At 29.9% G+C, this 25,805-nt stretch carries 19 protein-coding genes and 1 riboswitch; of the genes, 2 read left to right on the forward strand and 17 right to left on the reverse strand.

Annotation, left to right across the window (positions count from 1 at the left end; all coding sequences use genetic code 11):
• Positions 1–294: 294 nt before the first annotated feature.
• The 14 genes from KGF38_RS07865 to KGF38_RS07930 form a co-directional block, all read right to left on the reverse strand.
• Positions 295–2,178, reverse strand: coding sequence for a cell wall-binding repeat-containing protein (locus KGF38_RS07865; RefSeq protein WP_227832292.1), 1,884 nt, complete (start codon positions 2,176–2,178; stop codon positions 295–297).
• 211 nt (positions 2,179–2,389) lie between these two features.
• Positions 2,390–8,317, reverse strand: a complete 5,928-nt coding sequence (locus KGF38_RS07870; RefSeq protein WP_227832293.1) for a M60 family metallopeptidase — start codon at positions 8,315–8,317, stop codon at positions 2,390–2,392.
• Between the two features lie 121 nt (positions 8,318–8,438).
• Positions 8,439–8,524, reverse strand: a riboswitch (cyclic di-GMP riboswitch).
• Between the two features lie 219 nt (positions 8,525–8,743).
• The gene (locus KGF38_RS07875) at positions 8,744–10,147 is read right to left on the reverse strand and encodes a cell wall-binding repeat-containing protein (protein ID WP_227832294.1); all 1,404 of its coding nucleotides are present in this window, start codon (positions 10,145–10,147) and stop codon (positions 8,744–8,746) included.
• A 484-nt stretch (positions 10,148–10,631) separates the two neighbouring features.
• Positions 10,632–12,527 (reverse strand): cell wall-binding repeat-containing protein, encoded by a 1,896-nt coding sequence (locus KGF38_RS07880; protein ID WP_054271373.1) that lies wholly within the window; start codon positions 12,525–12,527, stop codon positions 10,632–10,634.
• Positions 12,528–12,880: 353 nt separating this feature from the next.
• Positions 12,881–13,024 carry a six-cysteine ranthipeptide SCIFF gene (gene scfA, locus KGF38_RS07885; protein WP_009891067.1) on the reverse strand — a complete coding sequence of 48 codons (144 nt, stop codon included), beginning with the start codon at positions 13,022–13,024 and terminating at the stop codon, positions 12,881–12,883.
• 65 nt (positions 13,025–13,089) lie between these two features.
• Positions 13,090–13,452: a TIGR04086 family membrane protein gene (locus tag KGF38_RS07890; protein ID WP_054271374.1), complete on the reverse strand. Its 363-nt coding sequence runs from the start codon at positions 13,450–13,452 to the stop codon at positions 13,090–13,092.
• A 58-nt stretch (positions 13,453–13,510) separates the two neighbouring features.
• Complete coding sequence (yajC, locus tag KGF38_RS07895; protein ID WP_054271375.1) at positions 13,511–13,804, reverse strand: preprotein translocase subunit YajC; 294 nt, start codon at positions 13,802–13,804, stop codon at positions 13,511–13,513.
• A gap of 132 nt (positions 13,805–13,936) precedes the next feature.
• Positions 13,937–15,058 (reverse strand): tRNA guanosine(34) transglycosylase Tgt, encoded by a 1,122-nt coding sequence (gene tgt / locus KGF38_RS07900; protein WP_054271376.1) that lies wholly within the window; start codon positions 15,056–15,058, stop codon positions 13,937–13,939.
• A 78-nt stretch (positions 15,059–15,136) separates the two neighbouring features.
• Positions 15,137–15,622, reverse strand: coding sequence for a phosphate-starvation-inducible PsiE family protein (locus KGF38_RS07905; protein ID WP_054271377.1), 486 nt, complete (start codon positions 15,620–15,622; stop codon positions 15,137–15,139).
• A gap of 11 nt (positions 15,623–15,633) precedes the next feature.
• The gene (queA, locus tag KGF38_RS07910) at positions 15,634–16,659 is read right to left on the reverse strand and encodes a tRNA preQ1(34) S-adenosylmethionine ribosyltransferase-isomerase QueA (protein WP_074180157.1); all 1,026 of its coding nucleotides are present in this window, start codon (positions 16,657–16,659) and stop codon (positions 15,634–15,636) included.
• Positions 16,660–16,976: 317 nt separating this feature from the next.
• Complete coding sequence (gene ruvB, locus KGF38_RS07915) at positions 16,977–17,996, reverse strand: Holliday junction branch migration DNA helicase RuvB (protein ID WP_054277388.1); 1,020 nt, start codon at positions 17,994–17,996, stop codon at positions 16,977–16,979.
• An 89-nt stretch (positions 17,997–18,085) separates the two neighbouring features.
• Complete coding sequence (gene ruvA / locus KGF38_RS07920; RefSeq protein ID WP_054271379.1) at positions 18,086–18,688, reverse strand: Holliday junction branch migration protein RuvA; 603 nt, start codon at positions 18,686–18,688, stop codon at positions 18,086–18,088.
• Complete coding sequence (ruvC, locus tag KGF38_RS07925; RefSeq protein ID WP_074180156.1) at positions 18,681–19,190, reverse strand: crossover junction endodeoxyribonuclease RuvC; 510 nt, start codon at positions 19,188–19,190, stop codon at positions 18,681–18,683. Before ruvC ends, ruvA begins: the two co-directional genes overlap by 8 nt.
• A gap of 252 nt (positions 19,191–19,442) precedes the next feature.
• The gene (locus KGF38_RS07930; protein ID WP_054271380.1) at positions 19,443–20,072 is read right to left on the reverse strand and encodes a hypothetical protein; all 630 of its coding nucleotides are present in this window, start codon (positions 20,070–20,072) and stop codon (positions 19,443–19,445) included.
• 202 nt (positions 20,073–20,274) lie between these two features.
• On the opposite strand from KGF38_RS07930, the gene KGF38_RS07935 reads away from it, so the two are divergent.
• Positions 20,275–20,598 carry a DUF1540 domain-containing protein gene (locus tag KGF38_RS07935; RefSeq protein ID WP_054271381.1) on the forward strand — a complete coding sequence of 108 codons (324 nt, stop codon included), beginning with the start codon at positions 20,275–20,277 and terminating at the stop codon, positions 20,596–20,598.
• A gap of 271 nt (positions 20,599–20,869) precedes the next feature.
• On the forward strand, positions 20,870–21,724 hold the full coding sequence (locus tag KGF38_RS07940) for a putative ABC transporter permease (protein ID WP_054271382.1): 855 nt from the start codon (positions 20,870–20,872) through the stop codon (positions 21,722–21,724).
• 96 nt (positions 21,725–21,820) lie between these two features.
• On the opposite strand, the gene KGF38_RS07945 is transcribed toward KGF38_RS07940, so the two are convergent.
• The 3 genes from KGF38_RS07945 to garR all read right to left on the reverse strand — a co-directional run bounded on the left by KGF38_RS07945 (position 21,821) and on the right by garR (position 25,739).
• A complete protein-coding gene (locus KGF38_RS07945) occupies positions 21,821–23,257 on the reverse strand; it encodes a four-carbon acid sugar kinase family protein (protein ID WP_074180155.1) in 1,437 nt (478 codons plus the stop codon).
• Between the two features lie 71 nt (positions 23,258–23,328).
• Positions 23,329–24,711 (reverse strand): GntP family permease, encoded by a 1,383-nt coding sequence (locus KGF38_RS07950; RefSeq protein ID WP_054277391.1) that lies wholly within the window; start codon positions 24,709–24,711, stop codon positions 23,329–23,331.
• A gap of 137 nt (positions 24,712–24,848) precedes the next feature.
• The gene (gene garR, locus KGF38_RS07955) at positions 24,849–25,739 is read right to left on the reverse strand and encodes a 2-hydroxy-3-oxopropionate reductase (protein WP_074180154.1); all 891 of its coding nucleotides are present in this window, start codon (positions 25,737–25,739) and stop codon (positions 24,849–24,851) included.
• Positions 25,740–25,805 lie beyond the last annotated feature (66 nt).

The raw sequence follows: 25,805 nt of genomic DNA on the forward strand, positions 1-25,805 counted from the left end.
ATTATAAAGTATATCTTATATAAATATATTCCGTCTATATATTAATATTTTATTTTATTAAAAATCCAAAAATCATCTCTAGTTATATTTTAAATATTTATAAAATATATTTCATTAATAAATATAATCCACACCATTTTATAAGTTAAATTTAATTTTACTTAAATTATGATACATATCTCACTATAATATTATTAAGACAATATAAATAAAAATAAGAATGTACTTAGACATATGATTTATATCTAAATACATTCTTATTTTAAGCTTACTTATTTATATTTACTTTGATACTTATTTTGATTCAATTAAACTCTTAATCTTATCTACTACAGATGAAGCTATTCCTCCACCTATCTCAAATAACTTAGATGAATTTTTATTTTTCAATGAAATTTCTTGTGATTTATCTAACGTGTTTGTAGCAAGTACAACTGGCGAATTATTTTTAGCTGCTAATGGTCCAACTGCTAAAGCATCTATAAGCTTATCTTGATTAGCAACTACAACCCCATCAAGTTTTGATTGAGAATAGAATTTATCTATTACCTTAGCATTTGTCTCTTGTCTATTTTGACCTGCTATTCTATTTTTTGATACATCTTTATTCGTTATTTTTCCAACTTGTTCAATAACCTTGTTAGATATCTTTTCTACTCCACCAATAAAATATATATTTGACACCTTATTTGATTTAATAAACTGTTCAGCTTCATTGTCTACACCATCTTTTTGTGTAAGCACTATTGGAGTTTTTTCCTTTCCAGCTAATGATGCTATTGATAATGAATCAGCTTCTCCATTTCCTGCTCCTATATACAGCTTACTTACATTATTTGTCTTATCAATTTCTTTTGCTATATTAATAGAAGTCTGATATCTTGTACCTCCACCTATTCTTTGTACTGATATTTTTGAATTTATAGCCTTAATTGATTCAATCACTGCATTTGGCATAGAATTATTTCCACCTATTACAATCACTTTTGATGGATTTAATCTTTTTATTTCTTCTACTGTTTTTTGAGGAAGCTTGTCATTTGAAGATAAAAGAATTGGTGAGTTTTTTACACTAGCAAGTGGTGTAGCAGTAAGCCCATCCACCATACTTCTGTCTTCTCCATTTACTATTACAACTATATCTGATTTTGTCCAGCCACTTTGAGATATTTTAACAGCAGTTTCAAATCTATCTGCACCTTTTAATTTTTTTACTGTAACATTAGAAGTAGAGTCACTTGAACTTCCTCCACTAGAACTACCACCTCCAGATGAACCACCTGAATTATTATTTCCACCATTATTATTGTCATCAGAACCGTCTGGTGGTAACTCATCTGGTTTAGCTAGCTCATTATCAACTACATACTCTAAACTTTTTGGAAGGGTAACTTCAACATACTTACTTATTGTAGCCTTTCTTCCTTTACTTGATTTTTGAGATAATCCAAGCTTTAATACTATATTTGAACCACTTTCCTCTGTTTCTTTACTAACAACAGAATAGTTTATTCTAATATTATTTAATAAGTATTCTAATGCTTCACTCTTTTCAACCTTATATTTTTCAGGGTCATTTTTGCTAGTACCACTTCCCCCAATTGGTTTTACTTCATTTTCATTAACAAGAGTGAATACTAAGCCTTCACTAGAACTTATACTTTCAAAATCAACAGACTTATTATTATATGTAACAATTTTTAAAGCTGGTTTAGCATCTGTCCCATTTCCTAAGACTTTATACTCAGCATTTGAATTACCACCAGATTTCTTTACAGAAATCCTTCCTATGTTTAATGTATCTCCATCTAGTAAATCTTCACTTGATGTAACATATATATCTAATGTAGTTGTATTATTTCCTTTATTATAATCTGCTCTACAAGTTGCATTAACATTTCCATTTTTTATCTGCTTTGATATATTATCAGACCACTTAATCTTTTGACCTGGTTCATTATCTATTAATTCAACCTCACCTTGCACCTTTATACTAGCTTGAAACGAATACACTATATTCTCTACTGATTCCACAGAAATATCTATAGTATTTACCTTTTCATACGTCTTTGTTCCTTGCAACACTGGAGCAGCATATGCACATGTCGCACTTCCAGTTATAGCTACTGCCATACTTGACACTGCAATAGTTCTTATAAAAGATTTTCCTTTACTCATTAACACCCGTCCTTATCTATCATCAGCTAGATGAATAAAATCCTTTATCCATCTAGCTTCTTATATTTAATTTATAAATTACCCTAAATTTATAGTTACATTATATATGCTTTATTTTTGACAAATTGCTTTTTCAAAACTTTTTTAGCTACTACTCACACAAAATGCCCAATATCATACTGATATCTTAGTCTTTTCAGACTTTCACATACTATTTATCTCTGACAATATTACTCTTTACTTTATTATTCACAGTAATTACCTTCTTATCACTCACATCAATAGTACTTCTTGTAGCCTTTCTAGCTTTACTATTACTATCAGTAAGACTTATCGTCTTTAACTCATCATAAGTTGTAGCTCCCACAGGTACATACATTGTATCACTTACAAATCTCTGACCTACTGGAGTATCTCCCTGAAGGTCATTGTATCTATAAAGTTCTGCTTTAACCTTATCACTTAAAGAGTTGAAATCTTCTTTTGGCATATAATAAACCCATGTCCCTTTACTTATCTCACCTAATTGTCCATTTTTTGGCACCTCTGCAAATAAAAGAGCTTCTCCAGAGATAGTTTTATTGTTTTTATCTACAAGTAATGGTAAATTAAATGCTGGATTTCCACTATATTCTCCTGTAATTACTATTGAACCTGATGGAATTTTAGCTGTTTCATCTTCATTTGTATTAGGGTCATCGCTTTGATATATATAATCCTCTGCTAACTTTCCAATTCCATTAGTACGAGCTTGGTCTACACTATTCACTGTCCCAATCTCTATATTGTCGCCTGGAGGCCCTATTATATCTAACTCTGCAACTTCTATATTAGACTTATTGTTAGATATTAATTTTACATATCTAGCTTGATATGTCCAAAGCTTACCATCTTTATTAAATGTAACTCTAGCTTCATTGTCTTGGTCTTTTCCTCCACCAACTAAGTCTTGTCCATATTCAAAAGTTCCTTGACTCACATCTTCCCAAGTCTTTTTATCATTACTTACTTGTATCTTGTAAGTAGTCAATGGACTATATGTTGTGCTAGTATCCTTTCTAAGACTAAACAGTCCTTTTAGTGAGAACTTTCTAGCTTCTGTCTTTGGTTTTGTATACTTTAATCCAACTATAGGTAATGTCTCTTTCATATCTACTATTATATATGGATTTTCTTCTACATTTATATCTGGGTCTTTTTGTGGGTCTTTGTTCCATTCAGCTTTACTAATTCTCTTTCCTTTATAAGTAGTGCTTGCATCATTATCCTTTATATTATCAATTTCAGGATTTTGTAGTGGCCCATGTGAGTCATTTTCACTTCTAACGTCACCATCAGAAACAGTATTTGTTATAAATGACCATGCTGACTTATTAATTTTCCCTTCATCAGATAATTTTACAGTACCAACTTCAAACTCGTCTGTTGGATTTAAATGATAGTCATATGCAACTACTTTATATGTAAACGCTCTGTTATTAAGAGGAGATATATTGTCAATAAATTGAGCTTTACTATTTCCTTTTGCATCCACAAAACCTACTGTTCTGTATTTTACCTGAGTTCCATTTTCACCATCTAAGTAGTTTCCATCACTTCTTATTATTTCATATCCTAATATTTTATCTTTGTCTTTATCAACATCTAAATCTATAGCTATCTTATTAGATTTAACTAAAGAACCACTTTGCACTCCATCAGCAAAACTAGCACTTACCTTAGTATCTTCTGCCATGTTAGATATGTTTTCATTTAAAATCTTTCTTCTAGCCTCATCATTTACATACTGTATCTTTCTAGTCTCTTTTTCTAACTTCTTACCATCCATTATACTGTTTAGCTCTGGTGTAATCTCTACTCCCCATGCCTTAAAGTAATCTCTTAAATCTTTTTCAACGACACTTGATGCCATAGCAACTAGCATTTGGTCTTTTGGCAAGTTATTTATTGGGTCATCACTTGAAAGTGCTCTATATTTTCTAGAAATTTTAGCATAGAATGAATCATTACCTAAATCAGCATCTGAATTATTCTTTAACATTGAACCAGTAAAATCATCGTCATATGCTAAATGTAATTGCCATAACATTCCAAGTCTTTCAAATACGTTACTTGGTATTCCCAAACTATTTGAAGTAACATGTTCATATATCTTATCCATTGTAGAACCTTCAAGTCTTGAATGTGTCTCATCATCAAATGTCTGAGCAAGTAGTGCAAGTACATTGTTACTAGTCTCACTATATGTCATCTTACCTATATCTGTAACATGCCCTATCTCATGACCTATTCCCCATCCAAATAAACTTCCTCCACTAGCTTTTCCATTAGCATCTATTTGGAAAGGTACTCCATTCATAAGCCCTGGAACTGAAGCGTATTCCACTCCTACATGTAGACCAGAAGCATACATAAATGCTCCAATAAACATTCTTTGATATTTTATGTTCATACGAGATTTTGGAGCCATATCATTTTTAGTTATATTAAACTCATTATCGTCTATAGTTCCATTACCATCTAAATCTTGTGTCTTAAATACGCCTCTTTCAGAGTATATTAAATCCATAATTTGTTCCCATGCAAGCATACTGTTATATAGTCTATCTACTTGTGTGTTTAAATCAGAATTTCCTTTTGATATTCCTTGATATACAGCTGTTGCTGGAACGTTTAATGTTACTTTGTCACTTTCAATGTCAGTAGTATTTAATACACCTGTTGTTTCTGAATATCCATATGAATTACCGATATTTGTGCCTGGATAGTATGGTTCTCCTTTTATCTCATTCTTATATTTAGCTAATTCTTCTATATAAACTTTTATTTTTTCTTTAGATTTAGAAACCCCCTCAGGGCTATTGTCATTTATCATTCCATTTAAGTTAAGGTGTGGTATCTTAGTAGCTCCTGCTACACGCACTTTTATATCTCCACCACTCGGAGTATCATAAGGGTATCTTATATATAAGCTTCCTCCACGTTCTGCATCTAAGCTGTGAAGCTTACTCAACTGAATTACATTTTTACCAGTGTTAAGGTTTATTTCTCCACTCTTATATGCTCCAGACTCTCCATAATATTGTGTATAGATTAACTTAGGAGTCTTACCACTTTTACTTCCAACATATATCGTGATTTCATCTCCAGCTCTAGCAGCTACTCCCAATGCCTGCCAGTCATTTCCCATACCTAAGTTATTCGACTTAATAGTATAGTTTCCACTCTTATCTTTATATTTTCCTGATACATTTATATCTTGATTAACAGTAGTCACATCAGTAAGTGTTGCTCTATCATTATATAAGTCTTGAGCTAATTTTAATTCTCTTTCTATAACAGTCTTATATGGATGATATTCTCCACTTGCTGTATCTGGAGTATTAAGTCTATCTTTTAGTTCTGTTATTTTTTCTTGAGTTATACCTTCTTTTAATTCAACTTGTAAATCGTCTGTAAATAAGTCTCTTACCTCTTTTTCTATACTGTCATACTCATAGAATTTAAGCTCTGATATATTAGATTTATATGAATAAGACGAGCAAACACTAACTTGTATCTTAGTCGCATTTATTGGTTCTTTTAATCTAACCATCACGTATTTATTATTATTTACAGGGTCTGTCTTTGTTTCAAAAGGTGCATCGCCTAAATTATGTAATTGACCATTTTCATCCCAATATTGTATCTCAAAGTCATTTATTGTCTTATCAGAAACATCAAATCTAGGTGTAGCCATAAAAGTATCCATAGTATAAGCTTTATCAAAAGTTATGATTGGTCCTCTATTTGTTCCTTCAGCTGCATTATATTCTGAGAAAGTCCAATGTGTTGTAAAGTCTCCATCTACTACATTAAATTTATCAAATGGATTTTTATCACTATATTCACTTGCATCATATTTAGCAGGATAAGTGACATCAACTATATGATTAGTTGGTATCCCAAAGCCAGCATTTTCTTTAGGAGTATTAATCAATCTATAGTTAGGTGTTGTTGGTGCATCTACACTTTCAGTTGTGCCTAGATATATCTTAGACATTCCACTAGTACCTAAGTGATTAGTAGCTGTCATTCTAACTTCATATGTTGTATTATCTTTAAGCCCTTCTATTTTTGAACTTGTTCCACGAATAAGCTTATCATTGTATTTTATCCAAGAACCATTAGAACCTTTTTCTCTGTAATATAAGTCAAAATCTTTAGCTTGTTTATGATTTTTCCAACTTACATCAAGAGCTTTAAATCTACCTTTAATGCTTATGCCTTCTGGTGGCTCTGGTCTTGTATCTGGAACAACTTGAAACTCTATTATACTGTCTGGGCTAAATTGTATAGGCTTATAGTTTGAGTCTACATTTTCTGGTACTCCATCTAAATTGCTTGGTGAAGCTTCTTTATATCCACTAGACCAATCGCCATTTAAAGACTGTATGCTAACTCTATATAGACCATACGCATCTATATCTCTAACCTCTATAGAATTTTTGCTAGTTTGTAATTTTTTAGTTGATAATACTTTTCCTTTACTATCAATTGTATCTAATATAAGTTCATATGCGGACACATTCACTTCATTGTTCCAATAAAAAGATACCTTTTCATTTCCAACAGCAGTACTAGTTGCTATTTTATTAATTTTAGGTATATTCATGTCTGGCTTTGGTATTTCTTTATAAACATTATTTAAAAATTCAACTTTAGATATTTCTGCAAGATTTCTATCATTAGCAGTTGTAGCTGTTATTTTTATAGTTATCTTTTTCACTGCTACTTGTTTTCCAAGATTTATCACTATATCGCTATTTTGAACATCTGCATATGTTTCTAAAACTGACCTACTATATGTAGATGTTGTAGAGTTATCATCTTTACTAATATTATTATCTTCTTTTGGTGTATCTTTGTCTAAATCAGATTTATCTGTTGATGAACTTTCTTTATCATTACTTTCCTTATTATTGTTTTCTTGTTCATTTGTATTAGAATTTGATTCTTCTTTATCATTCTTTTCTTCTTGAGTATTATCTAAGTTATTATCAAGTTGCTCTGTATTTTCTTCTTTATTATTTACTTCTTCTTGTTGTTCCTCTTTTAAAGTTTTTACATACTCTTTGTTTTCATAAGGAATCTCTTGAACATTACCATCTTTATCTGTAACCTCAACTATTCCTTTTGCTGGAGCACTCCCTTCAGGAGCTTTAATATTTATGACTTCCATATCAAGAGCTTCTGATAAAGCTATATCCATTACTGCTGGTTTTTCTTCTGATATTTTATCCTCTTTATTTGTTGGAGATATTGTAACTCCACTACTTTCTCCACTAAATAAATCTTCTACAGTACCTTGAATATCTGTATCAGTATTTTTTTCTAATATTACTTTACTTGTATCTACTATAGGATTAGTAGGTACTATACTTTCTAGACTATTTGCATTTTCATTTTGTCCTAGATTTTTATGTACATAGTCTAGGTCAGAAATATCTATCTTTCCATCTCTATTTAAATCATATTCTTTTTTATTTGAATCTATATTTTCTAAAACTTCATTATAATCATTTTTATCTACTTTGCCGTCTCCATTTACATCACCCATTAAGAATAGTTCATAGTTTAAAGGTTTATTTTTATTATCTACACTTGCTCTATTACTTAATAAAACCCTTTGAGAATAATTTGATATATCAATATCTTTAACTTCTTTACTCTTAAATCCACTTCCAGAGACTTCTACCTTGTATTTTCCAACAGGTAAATTGCTGAACATAATATTATAATATGATATATTTTCATCTTTATCTTTTACTTCACTTCTATTGGCAGATAATTTTTTGATAGTATAGTCTATAGTATCTGTTCCTATATTTATACTTCCTAAATTATTACCTCCAAGTTTTATTATCCCACTATTATTATTACCATCTTTTAATTGTAGCTGTATATCAGTTATACTTTCTGATTCATTATTTTTGATTGGAAGTGAAAAATTTAAATCCACTTCTAGATTCCCCTTTAGCTTTTCTGTAACTGATTTTTCAACTGCCCTTAGTTTTCCCTCTAATATAGGCTCTGCAAAAACATTCAATGGTGCACTACACATAGATACTGCTAGTACACAAGATATTGCCTTTTTCATGAAATAACAATCCTCCCTCAATAAATCTTTAATTTTCCATGAATTTAAATGCTATAGTTTCAGACAATAAAAAAAGACACTCAAAGAGAATCTTTATTATGAATAAAAAGAATTTGCTCTTTTTAGCAACTGGCTGATATGGCTTTATAAGCTTTAATCCCTATAGTTTTGCGTCATTAGATTTCCCTAATTTTGCCATTTAATTTTCAATGCTTTTATACCCATTTTATACTATATTTAAACTTTTTAATACAAATTTTTTATGTTAAAATCCAAAAAAAGAATATTTATATTATTATGTTAATATAAATATTCTTTCTCATTATAAATACATTACTTATACGTTATTTTCTAATTATTATCTTATTACATATTTCCAGCACTTATATATCATTCTTATCAAAATATCTAAATCTTGGTAAATACTTATTCTTTATATCTTCCATAAAACTCATGTGTTGCATATATAGTCTTATCACCTGTCATAGTTAATCCAAATCCCATTATCTCATATCCCTTATGCAACATATTTGTACCTTCCTCAGGATTGGTCTTCCACTCATTAAAAATAAAGTTTCCTATATCATCTGCATCCCTATTTGTATATACAGGCTTATCTTGGATTTTATACTTAATTATATTTTCCCCTTGAACAGAAATGTATCCAGGCTTAATCTCACTCCAATCTAAGTATTTCAAAAAAGTAGAATACGAATTTTTACCATTTATAGTATGAGATAAAGTCTTTTTATTTGCCATTAAATTAGACCAGTCATTTGCTAAACCTTCTAATCTACTTGCTACAGATAACTCTCTTACTCCATTTTCTTTTCTGTATTGTTTTGTAAGAGCATATATTTTTCCCTTTATTCTATCCTTAAATACTTTATCATTTGGATTATAGTATAATCCTTGTTGATTTGGAGAGGCTTGATTTATACATTGCTTGATGACATTCTGATTTATTCCTCCTAGTACAGTTAATTTATCTGCACCACTTAAAATACTCTTATTGCTACCATTTTCAACTAAAACCACAGGTGCATTTTTTGCTATTGTAGAAGCTACCAATGCATCAGTTAGTTGCATACCTTTACTTAAATAAAATTCTTTACTGTCTTTATAAAATTCTTGTATAACTCTTTTATTTGTGTCAAATCTATCCGTTCCACCCAATCTAACAGAATTTGTACTCTTAACCAGTTCATCACTTATTATCTCGCTAGAACCAAGTGCATAACTCTTTAATCCTGTTGTATCAAATCCTACACTGCTTCCATCTGTAAGTATTATAGGTACTCCATCTCTTGCTGCTACTGGCGATGCACTTATTGCATCTGCTTCTCCTGTGATTCCATTAGCTATAATTACCTTATCGATTGGTTTAATTTCTTTGATTTTTTCAGCTATCTTTACACTTGTATCAAATCTATTTTCGCCAAATATTCTCTCTACAACCTTATTTTTAGATATCAATTGATTTTCTATACCTTTACTGATAGTTGATTCTGAACCTATTATATATACATTCTTTGCTTTATTTAATCTTTCCATTGTAGTATTTGGGATTTGATTTTGTTTTGTCATTAAAATAGGCGCTTTTAATGCTCCTGCTAAACCACTTGCGCTCAAGCCATCTGACAAGCTATTATCCGAATTGATTAGTATTGCTGTATTATAGTTTTGTTTGTCTGCTATTTTTGCTGCTGTCTCATATCTGTCAATTCCTTTTATTTGTTCAACTGATGTGAGCGCATTTACTCTAGGAGTATTTACCATTACTAAAAATAGTGTAAGTCCTATAGCAAATATCTTTCTACTATTCTTCATATTTTTTTACCCCCAATATTAGTTTTTATAATTTTGTTATATTGATTTTACTTAGACTTAATAAAAAGTTACAATTTTGTTACCATATTTTATATATGATACCATAGTTATCCATCTAACTCAAACAATATAATTAAAGTTTTTATTATTCATAAATTCAAAACATTATAACTTATTTTCTTTAATTAAGTGATAGGCTCAAAAGTTTTATTAAGTTATACACTTAAAACAATATAATTTAATAAGTATTTATTTTCTATAACCTTTCTTATATATAAAGTTTTTTAAATAAATATCTTAAGATAACATCTACCACAAGATATAATAATCAAAAACAATAAAAAGATGGTATCCTAACTTATTTTAAGATACCATCTTTTCATTATTTCTATTTTAATTGTTTATACTTATTTATTATCTATATTATATCTTACTTAGCTAAACATTATCTAAATAAACTTACAAATTTAAATTTTATATACTATTAGTTTCTAGTAAATAAGTTTATTTTTTCTGCTATTTTCTCAATAGCATTTTTAGCTATTCCTTCACCTATTTGTACTAACTTAGTAGCATTCTTAAGTCTTAATTCAACTACTTCTTCTTGTGACTTAGAAAGTTCTTCTGTAGTTAATATTATTGGTGCCTTTGCACTAGCTGCAAGTGGTGCTGCTGTAAGTGCATCAACTAATTGTCCATTTCCACCTACATAACCATCTTTTGCAACATATGCTTTAGTTGCTCCTGCATAGTACTTGTTGATTACTTTAGCATTAGTGTCTTTTCTGTTTTCTCCTGCTAATCTTTCAACTTTATTATTTAAATCTATTTCAACTAATTTGTTTTCAACGTCTTTTGATACAGAGTTCTCTCCACCAACTATTTCTAATTCTTTTCCATTTAATAACTTCTCAGCTTTAGCATCCAATTCGTTACCTGTAACTATTATTGGAGCACCAAATTGAGCAGCTCTAGCAGATATACTCATAGCATCTGCTTCTCCATTTCCACCTACTACGAAAGCAGTTTTAAATGTATCTTTTAATTGTTTTGCTATTTCTAAAGAAGTCTCAAATCTATCTTCTCCAGAAACTCTTTCAACTTTACTTACACCTAACTTAGCAAGTTTTTCTTCAGTTTCTTTTGATATTTTAGATTCTCCACCTACTATATATATCTTCTTAGAAGATAAGTTGCTTCCAAGTACTCTTAATATCTCAGCTTCTATTTCTGATGGTAATGAATCTTTCTTTGATAATAGTATTGGTGCATTTTTTTGAGATGCAAGTGGTGCTGATGCCAATCCATCAACTATAGCATCTTCTCCAACTAATATTATTGCTTCTGCTGCTCCATCATTAAATCTCTCTTTGCTAACCTCTACTGCTGTTGTAAATCTTGAATCTCCAGATAAAACTTCTACCTTTAATTCTTTTCCATCTTTAACATCAGTTAATACTTTGTGTAAATCTCTTACTAACTTATGATTTTTACTTGATATACTTATTGTTTCTGGCTTTTCATTTGTCTTGCTTAAAATCATATCGAAGCTTGATTTTTCTGGCTTATCTTTATCATCACTATCTTCTTGCTCTTGAGTAAGTATAGCTACATTTTCAAATGTTAAAGAATATCCATTTTTAACTTTATTAACTATTTCTCTTCCTGATGTAGTCAATCTAACTCCATCGAATAAATCTTCTGCTGATACATCTTGTAAATCTGCATTTTTAACTGTTATTGTATGTAATTCTTTTGATTCTATATCACTATATTTCTTTTCATAGCCTTCAAAAGTACTTTCTTCTGATATTATTTGTTTTGAGAAATCTAAGTGTTGGTCTCCCACATTTATAGTAATAACATTTTTTGAATCTTTTGCTCTTTTTACTTCAACTGAGCTTGTAGATTTTATTGTTGCTGTTAATTTGCTATCAGAATCTTCTGCTAAAGTTGCATTGAAAGCATTAACTGCATCTACTATTTCTTGGGCTGTTTTATAGTTTTCAATTTTATAGTCAACTACTTTTCCACCTAGAGTTTGATGACCTTTGTCTTGTATTGTAACTTTTAAACTTTGTCCTTCTACTAATGCGTTTATTTTGTTTTGTAATTGAGTTGCATTAGTTAAAGTTACATTGTCTACTTTTATATCGTAAACTCTGTCATTTACATTTGCTCCTGCTTTTGTCTCTTCAAACTTAATTTCTAATGCTTTTCTAACTTCTTCAATTAATTTAGTAGAATCTTTCGCACTTACTGTGTAACTTTTATCAACATTTTCTGACACAGTGTTATCTGCGAATATTGGTGCTGCTGCACTCATAACTGTGGCTCCTGCCATTACTATTGCCATACTTCTCTTCTTGTTGCTCAACATATTTATGTCCTCCGAATATTGTTTTTTAATTTTTTTATATTCGTATTTCCCACATATAAATAATATTATATATAATATTATTTATCAATACATTTTATAAGTTTACATAATTTACTAGTATATATTTTAAAATAATTGCATAAAAATCCGTATTTTAAGCACATTATCATATCAACTTTTACTAATTAATCCTCTCTATTTAAATTAAATATACATCACTAATTTAAACTATTTTACAAAGTTTAAGACTACTATTTATTACAAGAAGTATTGTAAAACAAAAGAGGATACCTCTCAATGATAATAGAATCATTTTGAAGTATCCTCTTGAAAATAACTAAGTCAATAATTTTCTATCTTTCACACTCTTGATTTGCAACTGTACAAGAAGTTTTACAAGCTGATTGACAAGAAGTTTGACACTCTCCACATCCACCTTTTGCAGCACTTTGCTTTAAAGTAGCTTGAGATAAAGTTTTTACATGTTTATTTTCCATTTTCAACGCCTCCATTTCTAATTGTTTCCTATTGATTATATCATAAAACTACTCTAATATAAACTCTATTTAAAGTTGACGCCCAATACGCCTCCAATACCTCCCGCTGCTGATATTAACAATAACTTATAAATCATTCCTACTTCAAACACAAACTTTTCTTGTGCTAAAAACACAGTTAAAAAAATACATACTATGTACAAAAGTCCAACCAAAAGTCCATATATAAGACCTTTTTCTTTCATGTGTTTTGAAGTATAAAAACCCCCTATAGCTGCAGAAATGGTAGTTATAAATGATGAAACCATGGTTATATTATCCCCACCAATATCTGTAAATGTCAAAAATAAGTTATACACTAATAAAACAGCCAAAGTTATTATATACGCATACCCTAGACCTTTAAAAATATAATTAGATTTTCCCATAAAAAAAACCTCCTCTCAAATTAATATATATTCGAGAAAAGGCTTTTAAATTACTAATTTACTCTTCTTCTATTTCTTCTTTTTTAGATTTAACTGTACCTATAGCCCATTTTTCAAATGGAACTTTAGTTCTATTTGGTCCTAACTCTAGTATTACAACATCATCTTCAACTTTAGCTACATTAGCTACTATTCCACCTATTGTAACGACCTTGTCTCCTACACCTAGGCTACTTCTCATTTCTTTTAATTGTTTGTCTTTTTTCTTTTGAGGTCTAATCATTAGGAAATAAAAGATTGCTATTACTACTACCCATAGACCTATACTCATCATTATTTGTTGCTGTGGCATTAATTTTTCACTCCTTCATAAATTATACTCTTTTGTAAAACACTGTAAATATCTATATAAGTATTTACTTTTTTAGTTTTGAGTACTATTGAATATTATATATTAAAATGATTATAATTAATAGTCCAAACTCTATATTTCATAGCCATATTTTGCAAAAAATTCATTTCTAAAATCCAGTAATCTATCTTCCATTATCGCTTGTCTTATTTGCTTCATTAAATTTAGTAAAAAATGAAGATTATGAGTAGTTATTAATCTAGCTCCTAATATTTCATTTGCTTTTATAAGATGTCTTATATAAGCTCTTGAATAGTTTTTACAAGCATAACAATCACACTCTGGGTCAAGTGGAGTAAAGTCTTCAGCATAAGTTGCATTTCTTACTACTACTTTACCTTGACTAGTCATTGCAGTCCCATTTCTAGCTATACGAGTAGGTAAAACACAATCAAACATGTCTACTCCTCTTATAACACCTTCCACTAAATCATCTGGGCTACCAACTCCCATTAGATATCTTGGTTTATCTTTTGGCATAAATGGAGTTGTATGTTCTAGTACATCATACATAAGTGGCTTTGGCTCTCCAACACTAAGTCCACCAATAGCATATCCTGGTAAATCAATGCTAGTTATCTCCTTTGCTGATTGCTCTCTTAAATCTTTATACATTCCACCTTGTATTATACCAAATAAAGCTTGCTTATCTGTATTATTATGGGCATCTTTACATCTTTTTAACCATCTTGTTGTTCTTTCTAACGAATTTTTTACATATTCTCTATCTGCTGGGTATGGTGCGCACTCATCAAATGCCATCATTATATCTGACCCCAACGCATTTTGTATTTCCATAGCCTTTTCTGGAGTTAGAAAATGTTTTGAACCATCTAAATGTGACCTAAATTCTACCCCTTCTTCTTTTATCTTTCTTAGAGGCCCTAAACTAAATACTTGGAACCCACCACTATCTGTAAGTATTGGCTTATCCCAGTTCATAAACTTATGAAGTCCACCTGCTCTTTTTATAAGCTCATGACCTGGTCTCATATATAAATGGTATGTGTTACTAAGTATTATTTGTGAGCCAATCTCTTTTAGCTCTTCTGGTGTCATAGATTTGACAGTTGCTTGAGTTCCAACTGGCATAAATATTGGTGTTTCTATTATTCCATGTGGAGTGTGTAATCTTCCTAACCTTGCACCACTCTGTTTGCAAGTTTTTATCAATTCGTATCTTACTGCGTACATAAAGTTCTCCTTAGTAATATTTATTTATCATTATTTTTTAATATATTCTTGTAATAATCTATTTATCTAGTACATTTTCTAAATAGATTTATCTTTATCATCTTTTTCCTGTTGTTCTTTAATCGCTTCTTCATCATGTATACTCGTTATATTAAGAGCACTCTTGTCTTTTGTTACTAAAAACTTTTTTATAGCAAAAAGTCCTGCAATAGCTATAACACCTATTAAAACATCTATCATTCCTTCATTTTTAGGAAGTAACAACATTTTTCTAGCTATAGCATAAAGTAGTGCCTCAATAAATGCTCCTGGTATATGAAGTGATAGCATTACTACAAGTTCAACACCTATCACTAAAAGTAATATTTGCGCTAAGAAGTCGTTAAGCTGACTGTATTGTACCGGATTTTGAAAGTCAACTATATATGCTCCCCACATAAGTCTTAATACATCTACAGTCCCTAGAAATACAGCTATTAAAACTACCACTGCTAACACACGTTCAAATATAAAAGCAATCTTTAATATAGGGTTATTCTTTTTTTGTTTTTGTAAACTATGCATCAATTACCTCCCTACTTTATAATCATAGCATCTCCAAAACTGAAGAATCTATATCTTTCTTTTACTGCCTCATTATATGCATTTAAAACATTATCTTTTCCACAAATAGCACTTACTAGCATTATCAATGTAGACTCTGGCAAATGAAAATTAGTAATAAGCTTATCTAGAACTTTAAACTTATAACCTGGATATATAAATATCTCTGTCCATCCACTAGTTTCTTTCATCTTTCCATCTTCATTACAGGCTGACTCTATAGTTCTACAACTAGTAGTTCCAACACAGATTACATTATTTCCATTTTCTTTTGCTCTATTTATTTTGTCAGCTGCTTCCTGACTAACCATATAATATTCTGAATGCATCTTATGATTTAAAACATCATCTACTTTTACTGGTCTAAAAGTACCTAAACCAACATGTAAAGTTACAAAGGCTATATCCACACCTTTTTCTTTTATTTTGCTTAATAGTTCTTCTGTAAAGTGTAATCCTGCTGTAGGTGCTGCTGCTGAACCATTATGTTTTGAATAAACAGTTTGATATCTCTCTTTTTCATCCAATCTAGCAGTTATATATGGAGGTAGTGGCATGTTTCCAAGTTCATCCAAGATTTCTTCAAAAATCCCATCGTAATGGAACTTTATAATTCTTGAGCCTTCATCTGATAAATCCACAACTTCTCCAATTAACTTTCCATTTCCAAAAGAAAACTTAGTACCTACTTTTGCTCTTTTCCCTGGTTTTACTAGAGCTTGCCAAGTATCTTCCTCAGTTCTTTTTAATAATAGAAACTCAATTTTTCCTCCAGTTTCAAGCTTCTCACCTATCAATCTAGCTGGTATAACTCTAGTATTATTTAGAACTAAACAATCCCCTGGATTTAAATATTCTATTACATCTCTAAAGACTTTATGCTCAATATCTCCTGTCTCTTTATCCAGTACCATCAATCTTGAACTAGCTCTATCTTCTATAGGAACTTGAGCTATAAGTTCCTGTGGTAAGTCAAATTTAAAATCACTTGTTTTCAATGTTAAACTTCCTCTCTTAAAATTTCTCTAGCTACAATAATATCAAAAAAACAACTTATTTTCCACAATATTACCATAATCTATCAAGAAATTACTCTTTTTAGCATACATTATATCCACAATATATAGATATTTTTCCACGATATACACGTCTTATCCACAATATATAGATGCAGTACACACAATTTTCAGTGTATTTATCCACAGTATCTACAGGTGTAATTACCATTTTGTGGATATGTTTGAATTTTTAGCCATTTTAGAAATATTTAAATTTAATGACTATTCTATTTTATAAGTATTTATATAATCTATTTTTATTTTTCATTAGGATATGGAATTTTTAGGTGTTCATATGCTAATGGCATAGCTACTCTCCCTCTAGGCCCTCTATTTATAAAACCCAGTTGAAGCAAATATGGCTCATATACATCTTCTATCGTATTTCTATCTTCACCAATAGAAGCTGCTAATGTATCAAGACCAACTGGTCCCCCTCTAAATTTTTCTATTATAGTCATAAGAAGTTTCTCATCTACAAAATCAAGCCCTAAATTATCAACACCTAAAAGTTCTAGTGCATCTTTTGCTACCTCATCAGTTATTTTTCCATCAGCTCTAACTTGTGCAAAATCCCTAACTCTTTTTAATAATCTATTTGCTATTCTTGGAGTCCCTCTTGAACGTTTTGCAAGCTCTAAAGCACCATTAGATTGTATTTCTGCATCTAAGATATGTGATGACCTAAGGACTATTTTTGAAAGCTCATCAACTGTATAGTAATCCAATTTACAAATAACACCAAATCTATCTCTAAGTGGATTTGTAAGCATACCAGCTCTTGTTGTAGCCCCAATAAGCGTGAATTTAGGAAGGTCAAGTCTTATACTCCTTGCAGATGGTCCTTTTCCTATTATTATATCTAAACAAAAGTCTTCCATCGCTGGATACAAAACTTCTTCAACACTTCTGTTGATTCTGTGTATCTCATCTATAAATAAGACATCATTTTCATTTAAGTTTGTAAGTATAGCTGCCAAATCCCCAGCTCTTTCTATTGCAGGACCTGATGTAATCCTTAAATTTACACCCATCTCATTAGCTATTATGCTAGCTAGAGTAGTCTTTCCAAGACCTGGTGGTCCATATAAAAGCACATGGTCTAACTGCTCATTTCTTGATTTAGCTGCCTCTATAAATATGCTAAGTTGCTCCTTGGATTTTTCTTGACCTAAATAATCTTCTAGAGTCTTTGGTCTTAGACTATTTTCTATATCTATATCTTCTGTCTTCATTGTAGAAGTTATTATTCTATTTTCATCTTCAAAACCTTGCATTTATACCCCTCCTCTCGTACTTTTGGAAATCTACTGTGATATTTTGAAATCTACCTCTATACTTTAAATATTATTTTAAAGTCTAAATGTTATTTTAAAGATTTACTCATTATATATGTAAGTGCTTTTTTTATAATGGCTTCTGTATCCATACCATCCTTTTTACACTTTTGAACTGCATCTTTTGACTCTGATAATGTATAACCTAAGGCTACAAGTGCATCCACAGACTCATCTTGAGATATTAAGGTAGGTTTTTGTGATAATAATGTTGGTTCAAATTCTATGTTGTTTTTGTCTACCTTGTCTTTAAGTTCTAAGACAATTCTTTCTGCTGTCTTTTTCCCAACACCAGGAGCTTTGGATAGCTTTCCAATATCTTCACTTAAAATATACGCTCCTAACTGTGCTGGTGATGCAAATGATAGTATTGAAAGTGCCACCTTAGGCCCTATCTTAGATACAGATGTAAGTAACTCAAACATCTTAAGTTCCTCCCTACTTACAAAACCACAAAGGCTCATATCATCTTCTCTCACAATTAGTTTAGTATATATTTTTGTAGCTTCTCCCACTTGTAAATTCATGATTGTATTGGATGATACATTTACCTTATATCCTATACCATTATTTTCAATAACTATATTATCTATATAAATCTCTTCTATTGTACCTTTTATATAACTATACATACTTACCACCTATATTCTTTAGAGTTTTTTCAAGCTTATTTGAATGAGCATGGCAAATAGCCACAGCTAAGGCATCTGCAACATCATCTGGTTTTGGAACCTTTTTTAAATTCAAAAATGAAGTTACCATCTGTTGAACTTGTGCCTTATCTGCTCTTCCATATCCAACTACACCTTGTTTTACTTGAAGTGGAGTGTATTCATACACTGGCTTCCCATTATGAGCACATGCAAGCATAGTAACACCTCTAGCTTGTGCAACTGTTATAGCTGTTTTTACATTCTTGTTAAAGAATAATTCTTCCATTCCAACTTCATCTATATTGTAATTCTTTACGATTGTATCAATTCCTTTATATACAAGTTCCAATCTTCTCGATATATTCATGTGTGCAGGTGTTGTCACTGCTCCATAATCTATTACCTTAAACTTGCTATTTTTGTATTCAACTATACCATATCCAACTATAGCTATACCTGGGTCAATCCCCAATATTATCATTTTTTTAAATTCCCCCTAAAAATAAAAGAAATACCAAAATGTATTTCTCATAAAAACTTATGTTCTAAATTATTATACCATAAATAATATTAACAAATCATAAAATGGTATATGTAAAATATAAAATAAAATAAAAAAGTCATACCAAAGCAAGATTTTACTTCAGTATAACTTTTATATTTAGTACAAATAAATTATGGTATTTTATAGGAATTAAATGTGACTACAATTTTAATATTAACTTACTTAGTATTAACTTGCAAAGTCTTCCAATCTTGAATAAGCATCTTCTTCAGTATCCATAACTACACCTTTTTTGATTTCATCTTGAACTGTCTTAGGAAGTGAATCTATTCTTATTTTTGTTTTTTCTACTAAGGTTTTATTTCCACTATTATCATATTTATATAATGCTATATTTCCATTATCATTTTCAATCGTATATTTACCTTTTATAGTGGCATTCATTGCTTGTACATCTTTAGTGTCACTATATTTAGATTCTACTAGTACGATTTCATTTTTATCCATACTCTTTATTTCTTTACTTGGATACTCTTTTTTAAAATATGATACTATTTCTGATTTTGTCTTATCTAATAATGATTCTGGAACTATCCCAGCCATTGTAAGTGTTCTCTTATAATTAGTTTCATTTTCGCCTTCACTTTGAAGCCAAACTTCACAATTTTTATTTAATCCAAAAGCTTCTTTTGACTTTTCATTCATATTCGCACTAGTACTTACAACTTCACCAGTTTGAACTCCATTATGTTTTAATCTTGTCCCTATATAAACTCCACTACTTAATACAAATACTCCTACTAGTATTAAGGCAGATATTTTCCAAGGAAATAATTCTTTTTTCTTCTTTTCAAACATTGATTACGCCTCCTTTTTCTATTATTTTCTCCAAGCTGTAAGTTTTTATACAATTTAGGTAAATTTTAGAAGAAAATATATTTACATTTCAAATTACTCTAAGAATAGATATTTTATAAAAGAGAGTTTTCTCTTAAAGGTTATATTCTTGTAATTATATGGACATAATTTATAATAAATAATCGTTTAGGAGGTAATAACTTTGGAAAGAATAAATTGTAATGTAACTAACTGCTCACATAATAATAGCCATATATGTTATGCAGATAAAATTTTTATAAATGGTGAAAAAGCTCACAATGATAGACATACTTGTTGTAGTTCATTTTTAGATGAGTCTATTTACAGCAATCTATCAAGCAATGTTAATAATAGAAATTGTGAAGAATTAGTTTGTAGTGTAAAAAACTGTGAATACAATAAAGATGGTAGTTTATGTACACTTGACAATATATTGGTTGCTCCTGAAACTGATAGAGTAAATCTTTATGTTGAAACATGTTGTTCTAGCTTTAAATGCAAATAATCACAATATAAATAAATATAAGGGTGTCAAATATGACTAAACTAACATAGTGTAGAGTATCTACAACTATTAGTTTGATTATACTTGACACCCTTATTTATTTTGAATAAAATCTCATTATTATAATCATATATAATATTATAACTGTAATTAAATTTGATAAATTTCTATAAATTGGTATAATCAATATGTAAATTGAATTTTAAATAAATTAGTCATAAAAATAAAATATCGAGTATATAGTGTTATATTAACTAGAAATGAGGTGCTTATGAGTATATTTTACATTCAATTTCTTTATTTTGTAATTTATAGTTTTATAGGATGGTGTTGTGAGACTACATATTGTTCAATTTTACAAAAGAAATTTGTAAATAGAGGTTTTTTAAATGGACCATTTTGTCCTATATATGGCTTTGGAGCATTAGCGATAGTTGCTACATTAACTCCTTTTGTACACAATATTCCCTTGTTGTTTTTATTTAGTATAATTATAACTAGTATAATGGAATATCTTACAAGCTTTGCATTAGAAAAAATATTTAATATGACCTGGTGGGATTATTCTAAGCACAAATTTAATATTCATGGCAGAGTTTGTCTAGAAAATTCACTTATGTTTGGTGTATTATCATTAATTGTAATGCTTATAGTACATCCTATTGTAGTTGATTTAATTAACTCTATCCCTAAAAATATACTATCTATACTGGCTATATCTATAGAAGTTTATTTTGTTTTAGATTTAGTAATTACAGTACATACAATCTTACAATTAAATGGCAAATTAAAACAAATCAATCTTATAATTAAAGAATTAAAAGATAAAAAAGAATACTACAAACTTATTACACAGGAAACTATTGAAAACAAACTTGAGTCTTTGATTGAAAATAGACTTGAGACTTTAGAAGATAGATTTGAAATACTTAAGGAAAAAGAAAACTATCGTTATGTTAGAAACCGTATTGATGAACTTAAAAATAAACTTAATAATTTATTGTCTAACCACAAATTACTTCATAGACGTATTATCAAAGCATTCCCTAATATTAGCTCTAATAAACATAAAGATATTTTGAATAAAATCAAAGAAGACATTAAATCAATAAAAAAAGATAAATAGTTTAATAAACATAATATAAATTCAATAATAAAAATATTAATACATAATAGTAAGGATTAGAGTATTTTTTATAAAATACTCTAATCCATTGATATTCTAATCCATCAGTATCTCAACAGATTCTTTAAGTGTACTGACTTCTCCAACATTACCAGGGAAAATTATATATGGCATATTAGGAAATTTACTTTCTTTACCTGTCATCCATACTGGTATACCAGGTTTTATTTGCCCCATTACTGTAGCTTTTTTTACTTTAAGTGCTTTAGTACCAACATCACTAGATGTAATCCCACCTTTAGCTATAATGAAGTTAGGCCTTACATTAAGCATACCAATTATACTAGTAACAGCATCTGATATCTCTACAGAAATCATAAGTTGTTTATCTTTATCGTTTGTATCTAAATCAAAACGCTCTCGCCTAGTATAAACAGCAACCGTTTTTCCACTACTTATTTTTTCTTCTACTACTTGTATAACTCTTTTTACTTCATTTTTTAGACCATTTTCCTGTAGAACTAAATGTTGATTAAACTCTATAAATTCTATCGGATATTTACAATTTTTAAGTTCTTCTAATTGCTGAGTGGTCTTATTTACATGTGAACCAACAAGTATAATCCCTCCATTAGTATTATCTTTTGAAACTAACTCATCTTTAGTAAGTAATGCCTTATCACTCACTCCTCCAAGAACCTTTGTTATAGCAGCAGCACTTCTAAACATAAACTCTTTTCCACTATTTACTGCACGTATAAATGCAATTGCAAATACCTTTACGTCTACATAGTCAGTTGCATTTACAATGACTTTATTGAAATCTTTAACCATTTTAAGTTTTTCTGTTATAGCTTTAATCTTTAGTCCTCTAAGCTCTTCAGAAGAAATGTATATCATATCATTAGACTTGTACTTTCCATTTGTCTTTTCTTCACACCACTCACCTATATCAGAAGCTTTATAACCAAAAGACTTGTCTTTTGCAAATTCAGTCATCCCTGCTGGTATAAGCATTTCTTCTTCTTTAACATAATGTATATTATCTATAGTGAATCTGCCACCTTCTTTAAAAAATGGCATTATTATTTCACCATCATATGTCTTTCCTGATAATTTCTCTACTTCACTTTTTAACAAATCGGTTTCAAGAGGATAGTGTCCTCTCATTGTAGAATCACTACGACTTATAATTATAAAATCCTTATTAGTTTTTTTAGATACATCCACAATATTTTTTGATATTTCTCTATGTGCTTCTGTTGTTTGATTAACAGTAAATCCTCTTGAATTAGTAAGTATAAAAAACATACTATTTTCTTCATTAAAACCTTGTTCTATACTATCTTTGTCCCAATCAGTATAAACAGAAATATCATGAACAGTCTGCACGCCTGTTGGGTCATCATCTAATACGATTATCTTTCTATCTAAATTTTTAAGTTCAGTTACAAGAAGTTCATTTAATTTATCCTCATCTACTTCTTTAAAAGTATTAAGTATATCTATGCTAATTGGTTTTACTTCTCTCATTTAAAACGCCCCTTTATGTAATTTATGTAATCTGAATATAACCTATATAATATAACTCAATAGTTTATTATTTATAATCCTGGAAGTGGTATAATTCCATTTATAACACTAAGTAATAGAACCATTATAAATGCTACAACACCAGCAATAGTTCCTCCAATTGTCCAAGAATTTAAAGTATCTTTAACTGATAACCCACTAAATCTTGAGAGTACCCAGAACCCAGAATCATTTGGAAGAGAAAAACCAACTCCTCCAGCACATATAGCAAGCCCTACTAAAACTGGTGACATACCAGTTGCCAAAATCGTAGGCCCTAAAATTGACGATGTCGTTACTAGGGCTACAGTAGCAGAACCTTGAGAAATCCTAAGTAGTGCACTTAACAAGAACCCAAGTACTATAACTGATATACTAAGACCAGACATAGTATCAACTAAGAAATTACCTATACCACTTGCATTTATAACACTACCAAATGCTCCCCCTGAGCCTGTTATTAATAGTATTAAACCAGCTGAATCGGCAGCTTCGATAACAACGTCTCCCATAGGTTTACTTATGTATTTCTTTAAAAATACTATTGCTACTAATATCCCAAGAAGTATTGCTATGTTTTTATCTCCTATAAATGCAAGTATTCCACTAATTTTAGAACCTTTTTCCACAAACATACTAAATACATTTGATACAAGTATAAGAAGTATTGGAAATAATAAAGAGAACATAGAAATTCCAAAACCTGGTACTTCAGAAGAGTTATCATTTTCAAGCTTAATGCTATCTTCTCCCTGTTCTAAATTTTTTTCTCTATCATTCTCATCAATTGCATAAGACGGATATTTCTCAAAACGTTTTCCATAAAGCCATCCACCTACAAGAGCAGCTGGAAAAGCAACAATTATAGAATAAAGTATAAAACTACCCACATTCGCATTTACATTTGCTGCAACTGCCAAAGGTCCTGGTGTAGGTATTACAAGTGCATGTCCTACTATAGTCCCAACCCCTAATGCACATACAAAGACCATTAGAGATTTCTTAGTTACCCTTGAAACATACTTAATTATAGGCATCATTATAACGAAAGCTGCATCCATAAAGACTGGAATTGAGATTAAAAATCCTGCTGTAGTTACAGCTAATGCACTATTTTTTTCTCCTGTTTTAGCTAACAAACCTTTTGCGATAGATTCTGTAGCTCTTGACTCTGAAAGAATATTTCCAAATATTATTCCAAGTCCAATTACAATACCTATACTTCCTAATGTATTTCCAAACCCAGTCGATATTGTAGTTGAAATTTCATTTATAGGCATTCTAACCATAAAACCTGTAATTATCGATGTTATAAGTAATGCTAAAAATGGATTTACTTTAAACTTAATAATCGATACAAGTAAAATTCCTATAGATATAACAAATGCTATCAAAAGTCCATATCCTGTAATCATAATTTTTACCCCTCTATCATTCTACTTTATTATTTTATCAATCTTATTTTTTCTTTACTATGATAACTTAACTTTGCTGTATTTATATAATCTAATCTTAATAATATGTATTTACTACTACATCAATGTATTTAAAATTAATCATTATGTTTCTTTATTTCAACATCTGCTAATTTTTCAAAATACTGTGCTATTGCACCATGGTCATCTTCTAAATGCCCATGTACTTTTAGTGTCTGCATGATTTCTAATAGTTGACTTGTCATAGGTAGTGGCACATCTAAATTGTGTGCTGTCTGCATTACATTCTTAATATCTTTTAGATTAATAGATATTTTACCACCTGGTTTAAAGTCACGATTCATAATCATTGGTATCTTTGCATCCAATATTGTACTGCCAGCTAGACCTCCTCTTATTGCCTTATAGACTTTTTCTGGGTCTGCTCCTGCTTTTGCTGCAAGTACAAATGCCTCAGATACTGCTGCTATTGTCAAATTAACTATTACTTGATTTGTAAGTTTTGTAACACTTCCACTTCCATTATCTCCAATTAAAATAGATGAACTCCCCATTATATTAAAAAATGGCTCTACTTTTTTATAGATTTCTTCCTTGCCACCAGCCATAAAAGCAAGTGTACCATCAATTGCTTTTGGCTCTCCTCCACTTACTGGAGAATCTATAAATTCGAAGTTCATTTCTTTTAACTTATTTGCACACAAAACAGATTCTGTAGGAGTAACTGAACTCATATCCACTATTATACTTCCTTCTTTTAGAGTCTTTGTCAAACCATCTACTCCAAATAATACATCCTGTACAATAGCTCCATTTGGAAGAATTGTAAATACTAGCTCACACTCTTTACCCATTTCTAAAACACTTGAATATTTTGCTCCACATGATATAAGTTCATCCACAGCAGATTTATTAATATCATACACAAAAAGATTACATCCATCTTTCAATAAATTTTTTGCCATTGGTTTTCCCATTATTCCTAATCCAATAAATCCTAACTTCATTTTATCTTCCTCCATATCTTCACATTTTTGAAAACGGTTTTTTATGATTTAGAGTATACTACACAC

The sequence above is a fragment of the Clostridioides sp. ZZV14-6387 genome, from assembly GCF_020657835.1.
Lineage (GTDB): Bacteria > Bacillota > Clostridia > Peptostreptococcales > Peptostreptococcaceae > Clostridioides > Clostridioides difficile_A.